Annotated in this window: 15 protein-coding genes, 1 pseudogene and 1 riboswitch; of the genes and pseudogenes, 7 read left to right on the top strand and 9 right to left on the bottom strand. The window is 73.8% G+C overall.

The genetic code is table 11. The annotated features are described in order from the left end of the window. Positions 1 to 3: 3 nt before the first annotated feature. Entirely contained in the window at positions 4 to 324 is a 321-nt protein-coding gene (locus tag O7600_RS20565; RefSeq protein WP_099162939.1) for a type VII secretion target, read from the bottom strand. A gap of 148 nt (positions 325 to 472) precedes the next feature. On the opposite strand from O7600_RS20565, the gene O7600_RS20560 reads away from it, so the two are divergent. The 3 genes from O7600_RS20560 to O7600_RS20550 all read left to right on the top strand — a co-directional run bounded on the left by O7600_RS20560 (position 473) and on the right by O7600_RS20550 (position 2,962). Then, the gene (locus O7600_RS20560; protein ID WP_281589716.1) at positions 473 to 1,363 is read left to right on the top strand and encodes an ABC transporter ATP-binding protein; all 891 of its coding nucleotides are present in this window, start codon (positions 473 to 475) and stop codon (positions 1,361 to 1,363) included. A gap of 9 nt (positions 1,364 to 1,372) precedes the next feature. Then, positions 1,373 to 2,110, top strand: coding sequence for an ABC transporter permease (locus tag O7600_RS20555; RefSeq protein WP_091565198.1), 738 nt, complete (start codon positions 1,373 to 1,375; stop codon positions 2,108 to 2,110). Between the two features lie 93 nt (positions 2,111 to 2,203). Continuing rightward, on the top strand, positions 2,204 to 2,962 hold the full coding sequence (locus O7600_RS20550) for a VOC family protein (protein WP_281589713.1): 759 nt from the start codon (positions 2,204 to 2,206) through the stop codon (positions 2,960 to 2,962). Positions 2,963 to 3,054: 92 nt separating this feature from the next. On the opposite strand, the gene O7600_RS20545 is transcribed toward O7600_RS20550, so the two are convergent. The 4 genes and pseudogenes from O7600_RS20545 to O7600_RS20530 all read right to left on the bottom strand — a co-directional run. Continuing rightward, positions 3,055 to 3,867 carry an ABC transporter ATP-binding protein gene (locus O7600_RS20545; protein WP_281589711.1) on the bottom strand — a complete coding sequence of 271 codons (813 nt, stop codon included), beginning with the start codon at positions 3,865 to 3,867 and terminating at the stop codon, positions 3,055 to 3,057. A 56-nt stretch (positions 3,868 to 3,923) separates the two neighbouring features. Beyond that, entirely contained in the window at positions 3,924 to 5,021 is a 1,098-nt protein-coding gene (locus O7600_RS20540) for an iron ABC transporter permease (RefSeq protein ID WP_281594216.1), read from the bottom strand. 68 nt (positions 5,022 to 5,089) lie between these two features. Further along, positions 5,090 to 6,022, bottom strand: a complete 933-nt coding sequence (locus tag O7600_RS20535) for an ABC transporter substrate-binding protein (protein ID WP_281589709.1) — start codon at positions 6,020 to 6,022, stop codon at positions 5,090 to 5,092. A gap of 107 nt (positions 6,023 to 6,129) precedes the next feature. Continuing rightward, positions 6,130 to 6,223: riboswitch (cobalamin riboswitch) on the bottom strand. 120 nt (positions 6,224 to 6,343) lie between these two features. Next, positions 6,344 to 7,654, bottom strand: a pseudogene (locus O7600_RS20530) (M14 family metallopeptidase); the annotation flags it as partial. A 205-nt stretch (positions 7,655 to 7,859) separates the two neighbouring features. Between O7600_RS20530 and O7600_RS20525 the strand changes: the two are divergent. After that, positions 7,860 to 9,200 (top strand): C39 family peptidase, encoded by a 1,341-nt coding sequence (locus O7600_RS20525; protein WP_281589707.1) that lies wholly within the window; start codon positions 7,860 to 7,862, stop codon positions 9,198 to 9,200. Positions 9,201 to 9,251: 51 nt separating this feature from the next. Here O7600_RS20525 and O7600_RS20520 read toward each other — a convergent pair whose 3' ends face one another. The 4 genes from O7600_RS20520 to mqnE form a co-directional block, all read right to left on the bottom strand. Continuing rightward, positions 9,252 to 9,731, bottom strand: a complete 480-nt coding sequence (locus O7600_RS20520; RefSeq protein WP_099162946.1) for a hypothetical protein — start codon at positions 9,729 to 9,731, stop codon at positions 9,252 to 9,254. A gap of 61 nt (positions 9,732 to 9,792) precedes the next feature. Further along, on the bottom strand, positions 9,793 to 10,071 hold the full coding sequence (locus O7600_RS20515) for a DUF4229 domain-containing protein (RefSeq protein ID WP_098744053.1): 279 nt from the start codon (positions 10,069 to 10,071) through the stop codon (positions 9,793 to 9,795). A 27-nt stretch (positions 10,072 to 10,098) separates the two neighbouring features. Continuing rightward, on the bottom strand, positions 10,099 to 10,527 hold the full coding sequence (locus O7600_RS20510; RefSeq protein ID WP_281589703.1) for a hypothetical protein: 429 nt from the start codon (positions 10,525 to 10,527) through the stop codon (positions 10,099 to 10,101). Between the two features lie 7 nt (positions 10,528 to 10,534). Continuing rightward, a complete protein-coding gene (mqnE, locus tag O7600_RS20505) occupies positions 10,535 to 11,704 on the bottom strand; it encodes an aminofutalosine synthase MqnE (RefSeq protein WP_281589701.1) in 1,170 nt (389 codons plus the stop codon). A gap of 229 nt (positions 11,705 to 11,933) precedes the next feature. On the opposite strand from mqnE, the gene O7600_RS20500 reads away from it, so the two are divergent. The 3 genes from O7600_RS20500 to O7600_RS20490 all read left to right on the top strand — a co-directional run bounded on the left by O7600_RS20500 (position 11,934) and on the right by O7600_RS20490 (position 17,273). Further along, positions 11,934 to 13,565 (top strand): C40 family peptidase, encoded by a 1,632-nt coding sequence (locus tag O7600_RS20500; RefSeq protein WP_281589699.1) that lies wholly within the window; start codon positions 11,934 to 11,936, stop codon positions 13,563 to 13,565. A gap of 109 nt (positions 13,566 to 13,674) precedes the next feature. Next, positions 13,675 to 15,189 carry a hypothetical protein gene (locus O7600_RS20495; RefSeq protein ID WP_281589697.1) on the top strand — a complete coding sequence of 505 codons (1,515 nt, stop codon included), beginning with the start codon at positions 13,675 to 13,677 and terminating at the stop codon, positions 15,187 to 15,189. A gap of 188 nt (positions 15,190 to 15,377) precedes the next feature. Beyond that, a complete protein-coding gene (locus tag O7600_RS20490) occupies positions 15,378 to 17,273 on the top strand; it encodes a DEAD/DEAH box helicase (RefSeq protein WP_281589694.1) in 1,896 nt (631 codons plus the stop codon). Positions 17,274 to 17,282 lie beyond the last annotated feature (9 nt).

The following is a 17,282-nucleotide window of genomic DNA, read 5'->3' as shown; positions in this document are numbered from 1 at the left end:
CCCTCAGGCGCCCGGCGTGAACATGTCGGTGGTCGCCACGTCCGTGCCGGTGTAGGCGGCGGCGGTGTCGGTGAGGCCCTCGGCGATGTCGGCCATCACCTCGGCGCCGTCCGCCAACCCCTCCAGGCAGGCCTCGAACTGCTCGGCGTACGCGGCGGCGAGGCTGAACGACGCGGGCATCACGCCGAAGGAGTGCCGGGCCACGTGCCCGTCGCCGAACAACCGGTGCAGCTCGCGGAAGCGGGTGGCCCGGTCCCGGGAGGCGGCGGCGAACGCCGTCAGGGCCTCCGGCTGGACGTCGAGATTCCTGCTCGGACTGGTCACGGACCCTCCCCAGTGTCCGGTCGGAACTACCGTCGCCCTCGACGGCGCCACCAGACTAGGTGATGCTCACACCCCGGCAGGGGGCGGTGCGACTGGCGTGCACACGGTAGACAGAGGAGGCACGTTCCTTCGCCCGAGGAGTCCGCCGATGATCCTGGCCCGCGCCGAACAGGTGAGCCGCCGCTACGGCGAGGTGCTGGCGCTGGACCGGGTCGACCTGACCGTCCGGGCCGGGGAGCTGGTCGGCCTGCTCGGCCCGAACGGCGCCGGCAAGAGCACCCTGATCAACCTGCTGGTGGGGCTGCGCCGCCCCACCGCCGGCCGGGTCGAACTGTTCGGCGGCGACCCCCGCGACCCGGCGAGCCGACGGCAGCTCGGGGTGACCCCGCAGGAGACCGGCCTGCCCGGCACGTTGCGGGTCGGCGAGGTGGTCGACTTCGTCTCCGCGCACTTCCCCGACCCGGTGCCCCGGGGCGACCTGCTCGACCGGTTCGGCCTCACCGACCAGGTGCGCCGGCAGACCGGCGGCCTCTCCGGCGGCCAGCGGCGCCGGTTGGCGGTGGCGCTGGCGTTCGTCGGCCGGCCCCGGCTGGTGGTGCTGGACGAGCCGACCACCGGGTTGGACGTGGAGGCGCGGCACGCCCTCTGGGAGGCGATCCGCGGTTTCCACACCGAGGGTGGCACGGTGCTGCTGAGCAGCCACTACCTGGAGGAGGTGGAGGCGCTCGCTCAGCGGGTGGTGGTGATCGGCCACGGCCGGGTGCTCGCCGACGACTCGGTGACGGCCGTCCGCGGCATCGTCGGCGTACGCCGGGTCAGCCTGGTCGCCGACGACCTGCCGGCGCTGCCCGGGGTGGTGGCCACCGAACGCGTCGACGGGCGCGTCCACCTGCTCACCGCCGACGCCGACCAGCTCGTCCGGGACCTGGTCACCACCGGCGTGACGTTCCGCGACCTGGAGGTCCGCCCCACCTCGCTGGAGGAGGCGTTCCTCGCCATCACGGCCGACGACCGGCCCGCGCCCACCCCCGCCGTCTAGGAGACCGCCGTGCCGCTCGCCCTCGTCCACGCCCGCTACCAGCTGATGGAGATCCTCCGGGTCCCGGTGGCCGTGGTGGGCAGTGCGTTCTTCCCCGCCGCCTCGATGCTCTTCTTCGTGGTGCCGTTCGCCGGCGACGATCCCACCGGGGCCAGCTACGCCACCGCCGCCATGGTCACGTTCGCGGTGATGACCGCCAACATCTTCCAGTACGGCGTGGGTGTCTCCGAGGATCGCGACCAGCCCTGGAACCCGTACACCCGGACCCTGCCGGCCGGGCCGGCGCCGCGGCTGGCCGGGCGGATCCTGGCCGGCCTGGTGCTGACGTACCTGTCGATGGTCCCGGTGGTGGTGATCGCCGCGGTGGCGACCGCGGCCCGGGTGACCGCGCCGCAGTTCCTGCTCGGGCTCGGCGCCGTCGCGGTGATCTCGGTGCCGTTCACGCTGCTCGGCCTCTCGATCGGCTACTCCCTGCCGAGCAAGGCGGCGATCGTGGTGGCACAGGTGGTCTTCTTCCCGCTCGCCTTCGGCGGCGGTCTGCTCTCCGGGCCGGACGACGCACCCGGTTTCATCAAGGCGATCGCCCCCTACCTGCCGACCCGGGGCGCCGTCGAGCTGATGTGGGCGGCCGTCACCGACTGGCAGCCCGATCCCCGGGCGCTGGTGATGCTGGTGGTCTGGGTAGTGGCGCTCGCGGCGGTGGCCGGTTGGGCCTACCGGCGGGACGAGGGTCGCCGCTTCAGCTGACCTTTTGTCCGGTTCCGCCCCGAGGGTCGATCCGACGGTGCCACGATGCCGGCAGGCGGGCCAGTGGGGGCCGCCCCGGCGAGAGGGGCAACCGTGAACGGCGTCGAGCCCGGCACGCCCTGCTGGACCGACCTTGCCACCCCCGGCCTGGAGGACGCGAGACGGTTCTACCCGGAGCTGTTCGGCTGGACCGGACGGGTCTCGACCGAACCGGACGCCGGCGGCTACACGGTCTTCCTGAAGGACGGCAAGGCCGTCGCCGGCGCCGGCCCGCCCGCGACGCCGGACCAGGTGCCGATCTGGTCGACGTACGTGGCGACCGACGACGCCGACCTGGTGGCCACCCGGGTCGAGGCGGCCGGCGGGCAGGTGGTGGTCTCCCCGTTCGACGTCGCCGGGCAGGGCCGGATGGCGGTGCTCGCCGACCCGGCGGGTGCGGTGTTCAGCGTCTGGCAGCCGATGGCGATGCGCGGGGCGGAGCTGTTCAACGTGCCCGGCGCCATGTGCTGGAACGAACTGGTCACGCCCGACCCGGAGGGCGCGCGGGAGTTCTACGCGCTGGTCTTCGGCTGGCATCCCGAGGAGCGACCGACCGGGCCGGTCGCCTACGTCGGGTGGCGCTGCGGTGCCCGCATCGTCGCCGGCATGCTGCCGCAGGCCGAGCCGCTGCCGGCCGACCTGCCGGCGTACTGGACGGTCTACTTCGCGGTGGAGGACGCCGACGCCACGGCGGCCCGGGCCACCGAGCTGGGCGGCACCATTCTCGTCCCGCCCCGCGACAACCCGGCCGGCCGCAGCGCCGCCCTCCGCGACCCCCAGGGCGCCCTCTTCTCCGTCTCCACCCTCCGATGACCGCCCGCGAGTAAGGAGGGGCCCCTTCTTAACAGGTGGCGTTAAGAGGGGCCCCTTCCTCTACCGGAGGCGTTAAGAAGGGGCCCTTCCTTCTACCGTCGGCGGAGCGGAACCACGTGCGGCCCGTGCGGGCCGGGGATGACGCGAACGTGGGCGCGGTAGTGGCGGGCCAGGAGGCGCTCGGTGAGCACCTCCTCGGGCGGGCCGGCGGCGGCCACCCGACCGTCGGCGAGCAGCACCAGCCGGTCGGCGTACTCGCCGGCGACGGAGAGGTCGTGCATGGTGGCGAGCACGGTCAGGTCGTGCTCGCGGCGGAGCTGGTCGACCAGTTCCAACACCTCCTGCTGGTGCCCGATGTCCAACGCACTGGTCGGCTCGTCGAGCAGCAGCAGCGTGGCGCCCTGGGCCAGGGCCCGGGCCAGGAAGACCCGCTGCCGCTCGCCGCCGGAGAGGGTGGCCAGCTCGCGCCGGCCGAATCCACCCAGGTCCAGCCCGTCCAGCACGTCGTGGACGGCAGCGAGGTCGGTGGCTGACTCGCGGCCCAGCGGCGGGATGTACGGGGTGCGCCCCAGCAGCACGTAGTCGAAGACCGACATGCCGGCCGGCACCACCGGGGACTGCGCCACGGTGGCCACCACCCGGGCCCGGTCACGGCGACGCAGCGCGCGGATCGGCGTACCGAAGAGAGCGACCTCGCCCGCGCCGGTGAGCAGACCGCCGACGGCGCGCAGCAGGGTCGACTTGCCGGCGCCGTTGGGTCCGATGACGGTGACCCACTCGCCCACCGCGACGGTCAGGTCGACGCCGGCCAGGATCGGGCTGCCGCCCAGCTCGACCCGCAGGTCCCGGACCCGTACCGCGGCGGCCGGCTCGGCTCGCGAGCCCGGCTCACTCCTCGCGCTCACTGGCCCACCTTCCGTTCGCGACTGCGGGGCTCGCAAACCCGGCTCACTCCTCGCGCTCACTGGCCCACCCGACGGGCGGTACGCAGGATGAGGACGAAGAACGGTCCGCCGAGCACCGCGGTGACCACGCCGATCGGGATCTCGGCCGGGGCGGCGGCGGTGCGGGCGACCACGTCGGTCAGGGCCAGGAACGCGCCGCCGAAGAGCATCGACAGCGGGAGGATCACCCGGTGGCTGGCGCCGGCGAGCAGCCGGACGGTGTGCGGCACGATGATGCCGACGAAGCCGATCAGGCCGGACGCGGACACGGCGGCGGCGGTGCCGAGCGAGGCGGCGGCGATCAGCAGGTAGCGGGAGCGCTGCGGGTGCAGCCCGAGGCTGCTGGCCTCGTCGTCGCCGACGGAGAGCACGTCCAGCTCGCGCCGGTGCAGCAGCACCACCACGGCGGTGAGCGCGAAGTAGGGCAGGACCAGCAGTACGTCGTGCCAGCCGGCGGTGGCGAGCCGGCCGAGCAGCCAGGAGTAGACCTGCTGGATGGTGTCGGAGTGCTGTTGCAGCAGGTATGTCTGCCCGGCGGAGAAGAACGCCGAGACCGCCACCCCGGCCAGGATCAGGGCGGCCGGTGAGCGGTCCCGCCCGCCGGCCGCGCCGAGCAGGTACGTCAGCACGACCGCGCCGAGCGAGCCGACGAACGCGGCGAGCGGGATGGTGACCGGCAGCCCGGTCAGCGCGCCGCCGGCCCCGGCGCCGAGCACGATCGCGACGGTGACCGCGAACCCGGCCCCGGCGGCCACCCCGAGCAGGTACGGGTCGGCCAGCGGGTTGCGGAAGACTCCCTGGTAGCAGCCGCCGGCCAGGGCGAGCAGCGCGCCGACGAGCAGGCCGAGCACGACCCGGGGCAGCCGCAGCTCGGTGACGATGGCGACCTCCCGCTCGGTGAGCCCGCTGTCCAGGTGCACGCCGGGCAGCAGGTTGAGCAGTTCGGCCGCGACGCTGCCGGGCGGCAGGCTGACCGGGCCGAGCGAGACGCCGGCCACGAGCGCGACCAGGACCGCGGCGAAGCCGGCGAGCAGCCACCGCTTGCGCAGCCCGGCCGGCCGGCCCGGCACCTCCGCCGCGACGGCGCGTGGTCCGACCCGGCGGGGTCCGGGCAGCCGGCCGCCCGGCCGGGACGCGTCGGGCGTCCCGGCCGGCACGGCGTCCACCGGTCGCAGGGCCACGGTCAGGCCGGGACCTTGGCGGTGGCGTCGACGATCGCCTTGAGCAGGTCGACCACGCGGGGACCCCAGCGCGAGGCGATGTCGTCGTCCAGCGCCACGATCTGGTTGTTCTTCACGGCGGTGATGCCGCCCCAGCCGCTGCGCGCCTTGACCGTGTCCGCGTTCTGCTGGCAGCACTTGGTGTCGGCGAGGAAGACGAAGTCGGGGTTCGCCTTGACGATGACCTCCTGGGACAGCTGCGGGTAGCCGCCGTTCTTCCCGTCGGCGTCGGCAGGGTCGGCGATGTTCTCCAGGCCGGCGAGCGCGTAGATGGTGCCGATGAAGGTCTTGCTGGTCGCGCTGTACAGCTCGGGACCCAGCTCGTGGTAGTAGGTCAGCTTCTCGGTGCGCTTGGGCAGGTCCCTGGTGAGCGCGGTGATGTCGTCCTTCATCTTGCGCACCACGGCGTCCGCCTCGGCCGGGTGGCCGGTGAGCTTGCCCAGGTCGGTGAGCTGCCGGTAGGTGTCGTCGAGCGTGGTCGCGGCCGGGGTGAGCAGGACCGGGATCTTCAGCGCCACGAGCTGGCTGGCGATCTTGTTGGTGTCGTTGGCGATCACCACCAGATCGGGGTTCCTGCCGGCGATCGCCTCGGCGTTGGGCTGGTAGCCGGAGAGGTCGCTCTTGGGTGCGTCCGCCGGGTAGTTGGACTGGTCGTCGACGGCGGTGACCTGCTTGCCCGCGCCGATGGCGAAGAGCATCTCGGTCGAGGTCGGCGAGAGCGAGACGATCTTCTCGGGTCGCTTCTCCAGTGTCAGGTTGCCCACACTGACCGGGAAGGCGCCACCGGAGCCGCCGGCGGCGGGGGTGTCGGTGGCGGTCTTCTCGGCGCAGCCGCCGAGCAGCAGCGCGCCGGCCGCGAGCGCGGCGGCGAAGAGCCGGGGGGTACGTCGGGACATCGATCCTCCTGTCGGTCGAGGAGCGTGGTGCTTCGCCGACAGGAGGGAAGGCCCGTCCGCGAGGCGCCCTTCCTCGAGAGCGCGTGTCGCGACCGGGCCGCAGGCGACCTGGCTCGTCCCACGTCCGTCGGCGCCGGCGGGAGGCCGACGCCGCGCGTACGGGGCATCACAGTTGCGGGACAGCGCCGGTTTCGCACCGGCTTCGCTGTGGCACGGTCGGTGCCACGGTAGCGCACGAGCAGCGGAGATCGTCCGGACGGGCGGGGTGGGTGGGGACCCCGGCGGGGGTGGAACCGGGGTCCCCACCTCGTGGTGAGGTCAGCAGTACTGGCTCTGCTTGTTGATCGCCCGGTACGGGCAGTCGGCGTACTCGGACAGCAGCAGCACGGCCTCGCGGTTGCGCGAGGTCTGCGCCGGGATCACCTCGTCGGGCGGGTAGAAGCCGCCGCCGGAGGCCGAGCCGGGGTACATCTCGAATGTGTACGCCCAGATCTTGTGGGCGCCCCACATCCAGTCGATGCTGGTGCCGTCGGCGATGTAGAGGTCGCTGGACTGCTCCGGGGTGTAGCCGTTGGTCGCCGCCATCTGCCGGCCGATGGTGGCGAAGGTGTTGTACTGGTCGGCGTTCATCCCGGTGGCGGTGTTGCTGTACGTGTAGCCGTACGGCCAGAGCACCAGCTGCGAGTAGGTGTGGAAGTCGATGTTCGCCTTGATCTGCTGCACGCCGCCGACGACCCGGCCGTTGACGAAGTTGCGCAGCGCCGTGGTCTCCGGGGCGGAGAAGGCGGACGGGCCGCGGTAGGTGTCCGACGACTTCGAGCTGGACGAGCCGCCGCAGCAGCCCCACTGGTAGCTCCAGTTGCGGTTCAGGTCGGTGCCGACGTACGAGGAGCCGCTGTTGGGCTGCCGGTTCTTCCGCCAGGAGCGGTAGGAGCCGGTGGCGATGTCGTACTCGCTGCCGTCCGGGTTGACCGTGGGGACGATCCAGATCTCCCGGGAGTTGACGATGTTGGTGATCCGGGAGTCGGTGCCGTAGTTGTCGGTGAACAGGTTGAGCAGGTAGATCGCCATCTCGACGGTCAGGTGCTCGCGGGCGTGCTGCTGGGCGTTGAAGAGGATCTCCGGCTCGCTCTCGTCGGTGCCGACGTTGTCGGAGATCTTCACCGCCATCAGGTCCCGGCCCTGGTAGGAGGTGCCGATGCTGAGCTTGCGGGCGATGCCCGGGTGGTCGGCGACGACCTTGTTCACCACCGTGGTCAGTTCGGCGTAGTCGTGGTAGTTGGAGTCGGCGGGCGGGAAGGCGTACGCGGTCGCGCCTCCGGCCGGCGCCGGGGCGACGTCCTTCTCCAGCCGGAAGCCGAGCCGGGTGATCGCGGTGGCCTCGGCGTCGGTGGCCGTGACGTGCAGCACACCGTGCTCGGAGTAGTCGATCGCGGCGCCGGTGCGGGCGACCGCGCTGCGGTCCGCGACGGTACGCGGGCCGAGCACCCGGTAGGCGACGGCGGCCGGTTCACCGGACCGCTCCGGGGCCGGGCGGGCGGCGGCCGGTCCGGCGGCCGCGGTGACGAGGGTCAGGCCGACGGCGGCGGCGAGCGCCAGCCGGCGGCGGAGCGGGGATGTGCGGAAGGCCATCGACAACCTCCTGGGGGTACGGGAGATCCCGTTGTCCGCACACTTCACCAGGAGTCACATGGTCATATCAACATCTGTCTCTCTGTCGGAGCATCCCGACCGGATCGTCACGCCGGCAATGATTTTCCATGCCTGAACATCTGGCGAAACTTCCCGCCAAGCGCGACAGTGAACGGCAACGATGCCGTTTCCCTGTGGAGCTGCCATGTTCGGAAGACCCCTGCGCGCGGTCGCCCTCGCCGGCCTCACCGCGCTCACTCTCCTCGCCACCACCGCGCCCGCCCAGGCGCACGGCCACCGGCCGGGTGTCACCCACGACGAACAGATCACGTTCCAGGAGTTCTCCCGCTACCCCGACTGGCGCGGCGGTTCCCACCAGGGCACCCGGGCCGTCCCGGGCCGCCACCCCGCGCTGACCATCGCCCGACCCGCCGGCACGACCGAGTTCACCGACGAACACACCGGCACGACCCGGACCTGGGAGTACGCCACCTGGACCTCGCCCGAGCGGCGGATCGGGTTCGACGCCACCGAACTGGTCGCGTCGTGGAACGCCAGCACCCCGGCCGGCACCTGGATCCAGGTCGAGCTGCACGGCACCTACAACACCGGCGCGCAGACCCCGTGGTACGTCATGGGCCGCTGGGCCTCCGGCGACCAGGACATCAAACGCGCCACGCTGGACGGCCAGGGTGACCCCTGGTCGAGCATCTGGACCGACACGTTCTCGATCGACGACGCGGCGGCCGGGGTGCTGCTGCGCTCGTACCAGCTCCGGCTGACCCTCTACCGCGCGCCGGGGCAGGCCGCGGCGCCGCAGGTCCGGATGGTCGGCGCGATGGCCTCGAACGTGCCGGACCGGTTCACCGTCACCCCGAGCCGGGGCGGCATCGCCTGGGGCACCGAGCTGGCCGTGCCGCGCTACTCGCAGAACGTCCACATCGGGGAGTACCCGGAGTACGACGGCGGCGGCGAGGCGTGGTGCTCCCCCACCTCCACCGAAATGGTGGTCGAGTACTGGGGTCGCAAGCCCTCGGCCGAGGACACCGCCTGGGTCGACCCCTCCTACCCCGACCCGACCGTCGACCACGCCGCCCGGATGACCTACGACCACGAGTACGAGGGCGCGGGCAACTGGCCGTTCAACACCGCGTACGCGGCCGGCTTCCCGGGCCTGGAGGCACGGGTCACCCGGCTGCACTCGCTGGACGAGGCCGAGCGCTTCATCAAGGCCGGCATCCCCGTCGTCACCTCGCAGTCGTTCCTGGCCAGCGAGCTGGACGGGGCCAACTACGGCACCTCCGGGCACCTGTTCGTGATCGTCGGCTTCACCGCCGACGGTGACGTGATCGTCAACGACCCCGCGTCCTCCTCCAACGAGGCGGTCCGCAACGTCTACCAGCGCGAGCAGTTCGAGCAGATCTGGCTGCGCACCAAGCGCTACCGGGACAACGGCACGGTCGCCTCCGGCTCCGGCGGCATCGCGTACCTGATCAAGCCGACCGACCGCCGGTGGCCGGTGGTCCCGGGCTCGACCAACTGGTGACCCGGACCGGGGCCCGGCGCGTTCCCCACGCCGGGCCCCGGTGCGTCGCGATCAGAGGGACGGGGCGAACGAGACAGGCTCGCCCTCGGGCTTGGCGCGGCGGTTGCGCACCGTCCGCACGATGATCACCACCCACGCCACCAGCGCGGCGACGCCGGCCAGGGTCAGCCCGGTGACCAGCAGGTAGGTCGACCCGCCGGTGGTGGAGAAGACGCCGGCCCGGGCGCCGGTGTCCCGCGCCGGGGCGGTCCCGCCCACGGCGAGGCCGTCCGGGGCGTCGTAGAGGATGACGTCGGCGCGCCGGTCGTCACCCTGGTCGGCGGCGAAGGTGCCGCGCCACTCGCAGTTGCGCCGGCCGCAGTCCTCGTACACGGCGGTGAACGTGCCCGCCGTGCCGCCACCGTTGTGCGCCTGCCAGGTGGGCAGGAGGTCGGTGGCACCCATCATCAGCCCGATGCCGGCGATCACCGGCAGGCCGATCCAGACGAACACCTTGGTCCGCCATCCGTCGATCTTGTTCAGGAAACTCACGGCGGCTGACCCTAGCGGCCGGGTCGGGTCGCCGCTGCCCCGTTTCCGGGCGGGCGGCGCGTCAGCCGTCCCGGCGCTCGCCCTCCGGCGCGGCCTGGTCGTCGCCGGCGAGCGCGGACCGCAACCGGTCCTTCTCCGCGCGGCGACGCTCCGACGCGTCGGCCATCTCCCCGGCCATCTGGTCCCGCCAGCCCTTGAGCAGGAAGAACGACAGCGCGGCGGAGAACACCAACGCCAGCATCAGCCGCAGGAACATGTTCATGTCGACGAACCAGAGGGCTGCCAGCACGGCGACGAACAGCCCGATCCGGCCCAGCGTGTACTTGACCGCCGCGCTCATGCCCGCAATTCCCACTCTCTCCGCGCCTCAGCCCGTCCGCCGGGCCAACCAGTGCACGCCATGAAACCAGATGACCGCGTAGACCACGGTGAACACCGCCGCGGCCAGCGCGCCGGTGAACAGCGCCGGCAGGCCGGCGGCCAGCCCGGCCACCAGCAGCCCGGCGAGGACGCCGACCGCGATGCCGACCAGCGCGGCCAGCACCCGGGCCGCGCCGAACTCCCACGCCCGAAAGTCGTCCCAGAACAGCCAGAGCGGCAGGATCACCGCCAGCCAGCCGTTCGTGCGCCCGAAACCGCCGGCGCCCAGGGTGGCGAACGCCCACTCGAAGAGCAGCAGCGCCAGCAGCCCGATCACCAGGCCGGCGAGGGTCACCCCGAGCAGGTCGCCGAGGGTGAGGATGCGCCCTTCGGCGTCCCGCCGGGGAAACGCGCGCTGCTGCTCCCGCGTGCTCATCGCCGGGTCAGGCCCAGACCTGCTGCGGCTCGGAGCGGCGCTCGGCCATCGACGGCGCGGCGTCGTACTCGCGGACGGTCTCGTAGCGGGTGTTCCGCTCCACCGGCCGGAAGCCGGCGTCCCAGATCAGGTGAAGCAGGTCGTCCCGGTGCATGGTGTTCGGCGTGCCGTACGAGTCGGCGTCGTGGGTGATCTTGTATTCGACGACCGAGCCGTCCAGGTCGTCCACGCCGAAGTTGAGCGAGAGCTGGGCCACCGAGAGCCCGTGCATGACCCAGAAGCACTTCACGTGCGGGACGTTGTCGAACAGCAGCCGGGAGACCGCGAAGGTCTTGAGCGACTCGGCCGGCGAGGCCATCGTGGTGCTGGCCTGGATCCGGTTGCGGATCTTGCCGTCCGCCGAGTCGACGAAGTCGTGCTGGTAGCGCAGCGGGATGAAGACCTGGAAGCCGCCGGTCTCGTCCTGCAGCTCCCGCAGCCGCAGCACGTGGTCGACCCGGTGCCGGGGCTCCTCGATGTGGCCGTAGAGCATCGTCGACGGGGTCTTCATGCCCTTGGAGTGGGCGAGCCGGTGGATCCGCGACCAGTCCTCCCAGTGGCAGGCGTGGTCGACGATGTGCTGCCGGACCTCCCAGTCGAAGATCTCCGCGCCGCCGCCGGTGAGCGACTCCAGGCCGGCGTCCATCAGCTCGTCGAGGATCGCGTCGGCGGTGAGCCCGCTGATCTTCTCGAACCACTGCACCTCGGTCGCGGTGAACGCCTTGAGGTTGACCTTCGGCAGCGCGGCCTTCAGCTCGCTCAGCACCTTGGGGTAGTAACGCCAGGGCAGCGTCGGGTGCAGGCCGTTGACGATGTGCAGCTCGGTGAGCTGCTCGTCCTCCATCTCCTTGGCCTTGCGCACCGCCTCGTCGATCCGCATCGTGTAGGCGTCCTTCTCGCCCGGCTTACGCTGGAACGAGCAGTATGCGCACGACGCGGAGCAGACGTTGGTCAGGTTGAGGTGGCGGTTGACGTTGAACATCACCCGGTCACCGTTGAGCTCGGTACGCCTGTGGTGGGCGAGCCGGCCCAGCCAGGTCAGGTCGTCGCTGGAGTAGAGGGCGATGCCGTCCTCGCGGGTCAGGCGCTCCCCCGCGTAGACCTTCGCTTCGAGCTCGCGCTTGAGTCCGGCGTCCATCCGAAAGCCACGTCCTTCCACCTGGGGTACCGATCGAGCGTACGTCGCGGGTCGGACGGACCGCCCACGCGGTCGGCGGCAGCGACCCGGTTCACCTCCCGTCACCCTCCGCACATCGACATCGCTGCGTCGGTGAGGTAAGACAGGGTGGGGCGGAACACACACCGGGGCCGTCCTGTCCCAACACGCCCACGACGCGTGGCGCGCACCAGACCGGACGGGGAGCGGAATGGTCGACAGCACCAAGGCCCGACGGCGACGAGGTCGGCAGCCGGTGATCTCACCGGTCCTGCGCCCGGCGCTCTGGTCCGCCCTCCTGGGGGCGGTCGCGGCCGCGGCGCTCGCCACACCCGCCTGGGCCGACCCGCTCCCCGACACCGTGCCCAGCACCGGCTCCCGTCCCCAGGTCACCGGCACGCTCCAGTTGCCCACCGTCCCCGGCGCGGTTCCGGGCCAGCCCGGCGCCGTTCCCGGCCTGCCCGGCGCCACCGGCCCGGGCCGCACGCCGGGCCTCCCGGGCGCCACGACCGGCGTCACCAATCCCGCCGACGGCCCGCTCGTCGCGCAGATCAACCAGGTCGACGCGCTCGTCGCCCAGCTCGGCGACAACCTCCTGCGGGTCAAGGGGGAGCGCGACGCCGCGCAGACCGAACTGACCGCCGCCGCCGGCCGGCTCAAGGAGGCGCAGGACGCGCTCGTGCGCGCCCGGGACAACGCCAAGAGCGCCGCCGCCGACGCGGTCAAGGCCGACGCGGCGCTGCCGCCCGGCGAGTTCGGCAGCAGCCTGCGTGAGTTCGCCAACCTCCAGCGGATCACCCGCGGCGACCGGGCCGAGGGCGCGGCCACCACGTCGGTGACCGGCGAGCTGCTCCGGGCCACCACCGCCGAGCAGGTCGCCCGCGAGGCGCACGACGCGGTCCAGCGGCGGGTCACCGGGAAGACCGCGGAATACACCAAGGTCGAGACGGACCTGCACAAGCAGGAGGCGGCGCTGCTCAAGCTCCGCCGGGACAACGCCGCCAAGCTGCTCGAGATCGAGCGCCGCGAGGACGTGGCCGAGCAGCGCAACGGCAACTCCTACGTGGTCAACCAGAGCATCGCCGGCATGGTCGCCGACCCCCGGGCGCTCGCCGCCGTGCGCTTCGCGCTGGCCCAGCTCGGCGACCCCTACCTCTGGGCGGCCGAGGGGCCGGACCGCTTCGACTGCTCCGGCCTGATGCTCGCCTCCTACCAGTCGGCCGGCTACCGCGGCCTGCCCCGGGTCTCCCGGGACCAATACTTCGCGACCCGCACCCGCACCGTCGACCCGAACGCCCTCCTCCCCGGCGACCTGCTCTTCTTCGCCTCCAGCGGCAGTTGGACGAGCATCCACCACGTCGCCATGTACATCGGCAACGGCAAGATGGTCGAGGCGCCGCGCACCGGCGATGTCGTCAAGATCTCGGTGGTCCGCTGGTCCCGGCTCTACGCCGCCACCCGCGTGGTCGGCGCGGTGCCCGCTCCGGCCACGCCCGTGCCGCCGCCGACCGTGCCGACGGCGCCGACCACCCCGGCCAAGCCCACCCCGACGCCGAAGCCGACGAAGACGGCGACGCCGAAGCCCACCGGCTCGCCCAAGCCCACCGGCTCGCCCAAGCCCACCGACACGCCGACGCCGACGCCGACCACCTCCAGCCCGTCGCCCACGCCGTCGACCAGCACCACGCCGCCGGCCAGCCCGTCCGACTCGCCGAGCCCGACGCCGAGCCGCACCGCCGGGGCCGAGCCGACCGGCAGCGCGGCGGAGCCGAGCACGAGCAGCGCCGCGCCGTCGCGCACCGCGGCTGGCAGCGGATCCGCCAGCCCGAGCAGCGCCGACTGACCCAACCGTCCACTCCGGCTGTGCTCCCGGGCCGGAATGTGGCACGGTGAGATCCGGGCAGTTCCGGCCGACGCCACGGTCGGGGCCGAGCGCGGGTGCGGAGGGCGAGATGGGCGATAACGAGGTTCCGGCGGAGACGGTCCACCCGGGATCCACGCCCGACCCCGCCGTTGACCAGGCCGAACGGGCACAGCCGGGCCAGGTGGCCGTCGCCCGGGCCCGGGTGAGCGTCGCCGGCTCGGCCGTGCCGCCGCCAGACGAGGAACTGCCCGCGCCGCCGGCCACCGCCACCACCTACCGGGCCGGCGCCCCGGCGGAAGCGCCACCGCCCCTGGACCGACGCCGCCCCGGTGCGACGGTCCCGCCGTCCAGCTGGTCCGCCTTCGCGGCGGCCGACCGCCCGGTCACGCCCACCGAACCGGCCGACCAGCCGCCCGCCGACCCGGCCGGCGCACCCGACGACGAGCCGCCCGCCGCCGTCCCGCCGCCGCGGGCCTCCGCCTCGGCCCGGGTGCCCGCGCCGCGGGCGGAGACGCCGACCGGTGGCCCGGCCGCGGGGGACGGACCGGGAAGTGCCGGGGGCGCCCCGGCGGGCTCCGGGGCCACCGCCGACCGGTCGACCCAACCGGCCTCCCCCGCCGACGCCGAGGTGCCGGCCGGACGCGACCCGTCGCCCGAGCCGGCCGGCCCCACCGCCACGGCCCCGCCGCCGACCGGCGTCGCGCACGCCCGGGCCAGCGTCTCGGTGCCCGGCCTGAGTCCCGTCTCGGCCGACGAGGCCGCGGCCTCGGTGGCGGCCGCTCCCGCCGCCGCGCGGATCTACCGGGCGGGACCGGTCAACCCGGAACCGCCGGAGCCCGCACAGCCGCCGGAGCCGGCGGAGCCCCCGACGCCGCACGGCCCGGAGCCCGAGCCGGCGCCGACCCCGGTACCGGGTCCGACGCCTCCCTCGCCCGCGCCGCCCGGGCCGGAGCCGGAGCCGCCGCTGCGTCCGGAGCCGCCGCTGCCCGCACCCCCGGCGCCCACGCCCGCGCCGCCCGTGCCCGCGCCGCCGGTGCCCGCGCCCGTTCCGGGGCCGAACCCGCCCGGACCGGTCCCGCCGCTCCCCGGGCCGCCCACGCCGCCGCCGGGGCCGGCCGTACCCCCGCCCCCGCTGCCGCCCGGCCCGATGCCCGCGCCGCCGTTCCCGCCGCCGCCCGCCATGGCCGGCGCACAGCCGGCCTGGGCCGTCGCGCCCGTGTCGGCGCCGCCACCACCCGCCGCGCCGCCGGTGGTGCCGGCGCCGGCGCTGCCGACCTGGCCGCCGCCGGCCGCCCACCAGGCCGAACCGACCCGTCCGGTACGCCAGCAGTCGGGTGTTCAGGACCTGGCCTCGACCGTGTACGGCGGCACCGAGGGCCCCGGCTTCGCCACCGTCTCGCTGCCGCAGGGCGGTCCCACGGAGACCTCCGGTTCGCTGACCGGGCACATCCTGGCCCAGGGCTGGGCCGAGGACGCCCCGACCACCCGGGCCAGCAACGCCAAGGTCATCGTCGTGCTGGCCGTCGCGCTGACCATGCTGATCGCGATCAGCCTGCTCGTGGTCTTCCTGGCCAACGACGCATTGAGCGGCCTGACCGGCTGACCCCGGGGGTGAGTCCGCCCACTACCACCTCGCGTCGAGGTGGCCGGTTCGGCGGAGCGCCGTACACTTGTCGGGATCACTGACCCGGCGCGACCGACTACGCGCCCATGGGCGATCTTGCGGGCGATTCGACGGCATGACTGCCGCGGCGGCCATCGCGAAGATGCGCCCCGCTCGAAAGGCATTTCTTGACCACCTTCGCTGCCCCCGGCACGTCCCCGTCCACCGACCCGATCCTCGAGGTCACCGACTTCGCCTCCCTCGGCCTGCCCCGGCCGGTGGTCGAGGCGCTCGCCCGCCAGGGCATCACCACCCCGTTCGAGATCCAGCGGGCCACGCTGCCGGACGCGCTCGCCGGCCGCGACGTGCTCGGTCGGGGCCAGACCGGCTCGGGCAAGACGCTCGCCTTCGGCCTGCCGGTGATCGCCCGGCTCGCCGACCGCAACCGGGCCCGGCCGCTGCACCCCCGCGCCCTGGTCCTGGTGCCCACCCGTGAGCTGGCCATGCAGGTCAACGACGCGCTGATGCCGCTCGGCAAGGCGGTCGGCATCTTCCTCAAGACCGCCGTCGGCGGCGTGCCCTACGACCGGCAGATCGACGCGCTGCGCCGCGGCGTGGAGATCGTGGTGGCCACCCCGGGCCGGCTCGGCGACCTGATCCAGCGCGGCGTCTGCCGGCTCGACGACGTCGAGATCACGGTGCTGGACGAGGCCGACCAGATGGCCGACATGGGCTTCCTGCCCGAGGTCACCGAGCTGCTGGCGAAGACGCCGGCGGACGCCCAGCGGCTGCTCTTCTCGGCCACTCTGGACAACGACGTCGACACGCTGGTCAAGCGGTTCATGACCGACCCGGTCACCCACTCGACCGCCCCGGCGACCGCCGCCGTGTCCACCATGGACCACCACCTCCTGCTGATCCCGCCGCACGACAAGTTCGCGGTCACCGCGGCCATCGCCGCCCGTGAGGGACGCACCATGTTCTTCGCCCGCACCCAGCTGGGCGTCGACCGGCTGGTCGAGCAGCTCGCCGCGGTGGGCGTACGGGCCGGTGGACTGCACGGCGGCAAGACCCAGCGGATGCGCACCAAGACGCTCGCCGAGTTCCGCGAGGGCCGGACGAACGTGCTGGTCGCCACCGACGTGGCGGCCCGCGGCATCCACGTCGACGGCGTCACGCTGGTGCTGCACGTGGACCCGCCGAAGGACCCGAAGGACTACCTGCACCGGGCCGGCCGCACCGCCCGGGCGGGCGAGTCGGGCGCGGTGGCGACGCTGGTGCTGCCGAAGCAGCGCCGGACCACGCTGGCCATGTTGGAGAAGGCGGGCGTCGAGCCGGCCCAGACCCGGGTCCGCGCGGGCGACGCGGCGCTGGCCGAGCTGACCGGCGCCCGCGAGCCCAGCGGCGTGCCGGTCCGGGAAGAGCCGGAGCCGCGGCGGGGCGGCCCGCGCCGCTTCGGCGACCGCGACGGACGCGGCTTCGACCGGGGCGACCGCGACGGACGCGGCTTCGCCCGCGGCGGCCGGGGTGCCGGCGACCGGGACGGGCGGGGCGAGCGGCGCTACGGCGACCGACCCACGGGCGAGCGGCGCTACGACGACCGTCCCACCGGCGAGCGTGGCTTCGGCGGCGACCGCCGCTTCGACCGGACCGAGGGCCGGGATGACCGCCGCTTCGGCGACCGGCGGCCCGACGACCGGTTCGGCGCCCGGCAGTCCGACGACCGGCGCTTCGGCGACCGGGCGGAGCGCGGCCGGGCCGGCGGCGACCGTCCGTTCGGCAGCGACCGGCACCGTCCGGCGGGCGGACCCGGTTACGACCGGGACGCCCGCACCGACCGGCGGCGTGACGACCGGCCGAGCGGTGGACACGGCTTCGGCGACCGCCGCCACGAGGACCGCCCGCAGGGCGAGCGGCGCTTCGGCGACCGGGACGGCCAGGGCGAGCGGCGCTACGGCGACCGGGGCGACTTCCGGCCGGCGGAGCGTCGGGGCGGATTCCGGCCGGAGGGGCGGGGTCGGGACGACCGGCCGCGCGACGACCGGCGTGGATTCGGCGGGCGCCCGCCGGCCCGCACCCACTGACGACAGACA

Origin of the sequence: Micromonospora sp. WMMA1998, assembly GCF_027497375.1 — a bacterium.
Lineage (GTDB): Bacteria > Actinomycetota > Actinomycetes > Mycobacteriales > Micromonosporaceae > Micromonospora > Micromonospora sediminicola.
This window is presented reverse-complemented; position numbering and strand designations above follow the sequence as displayed.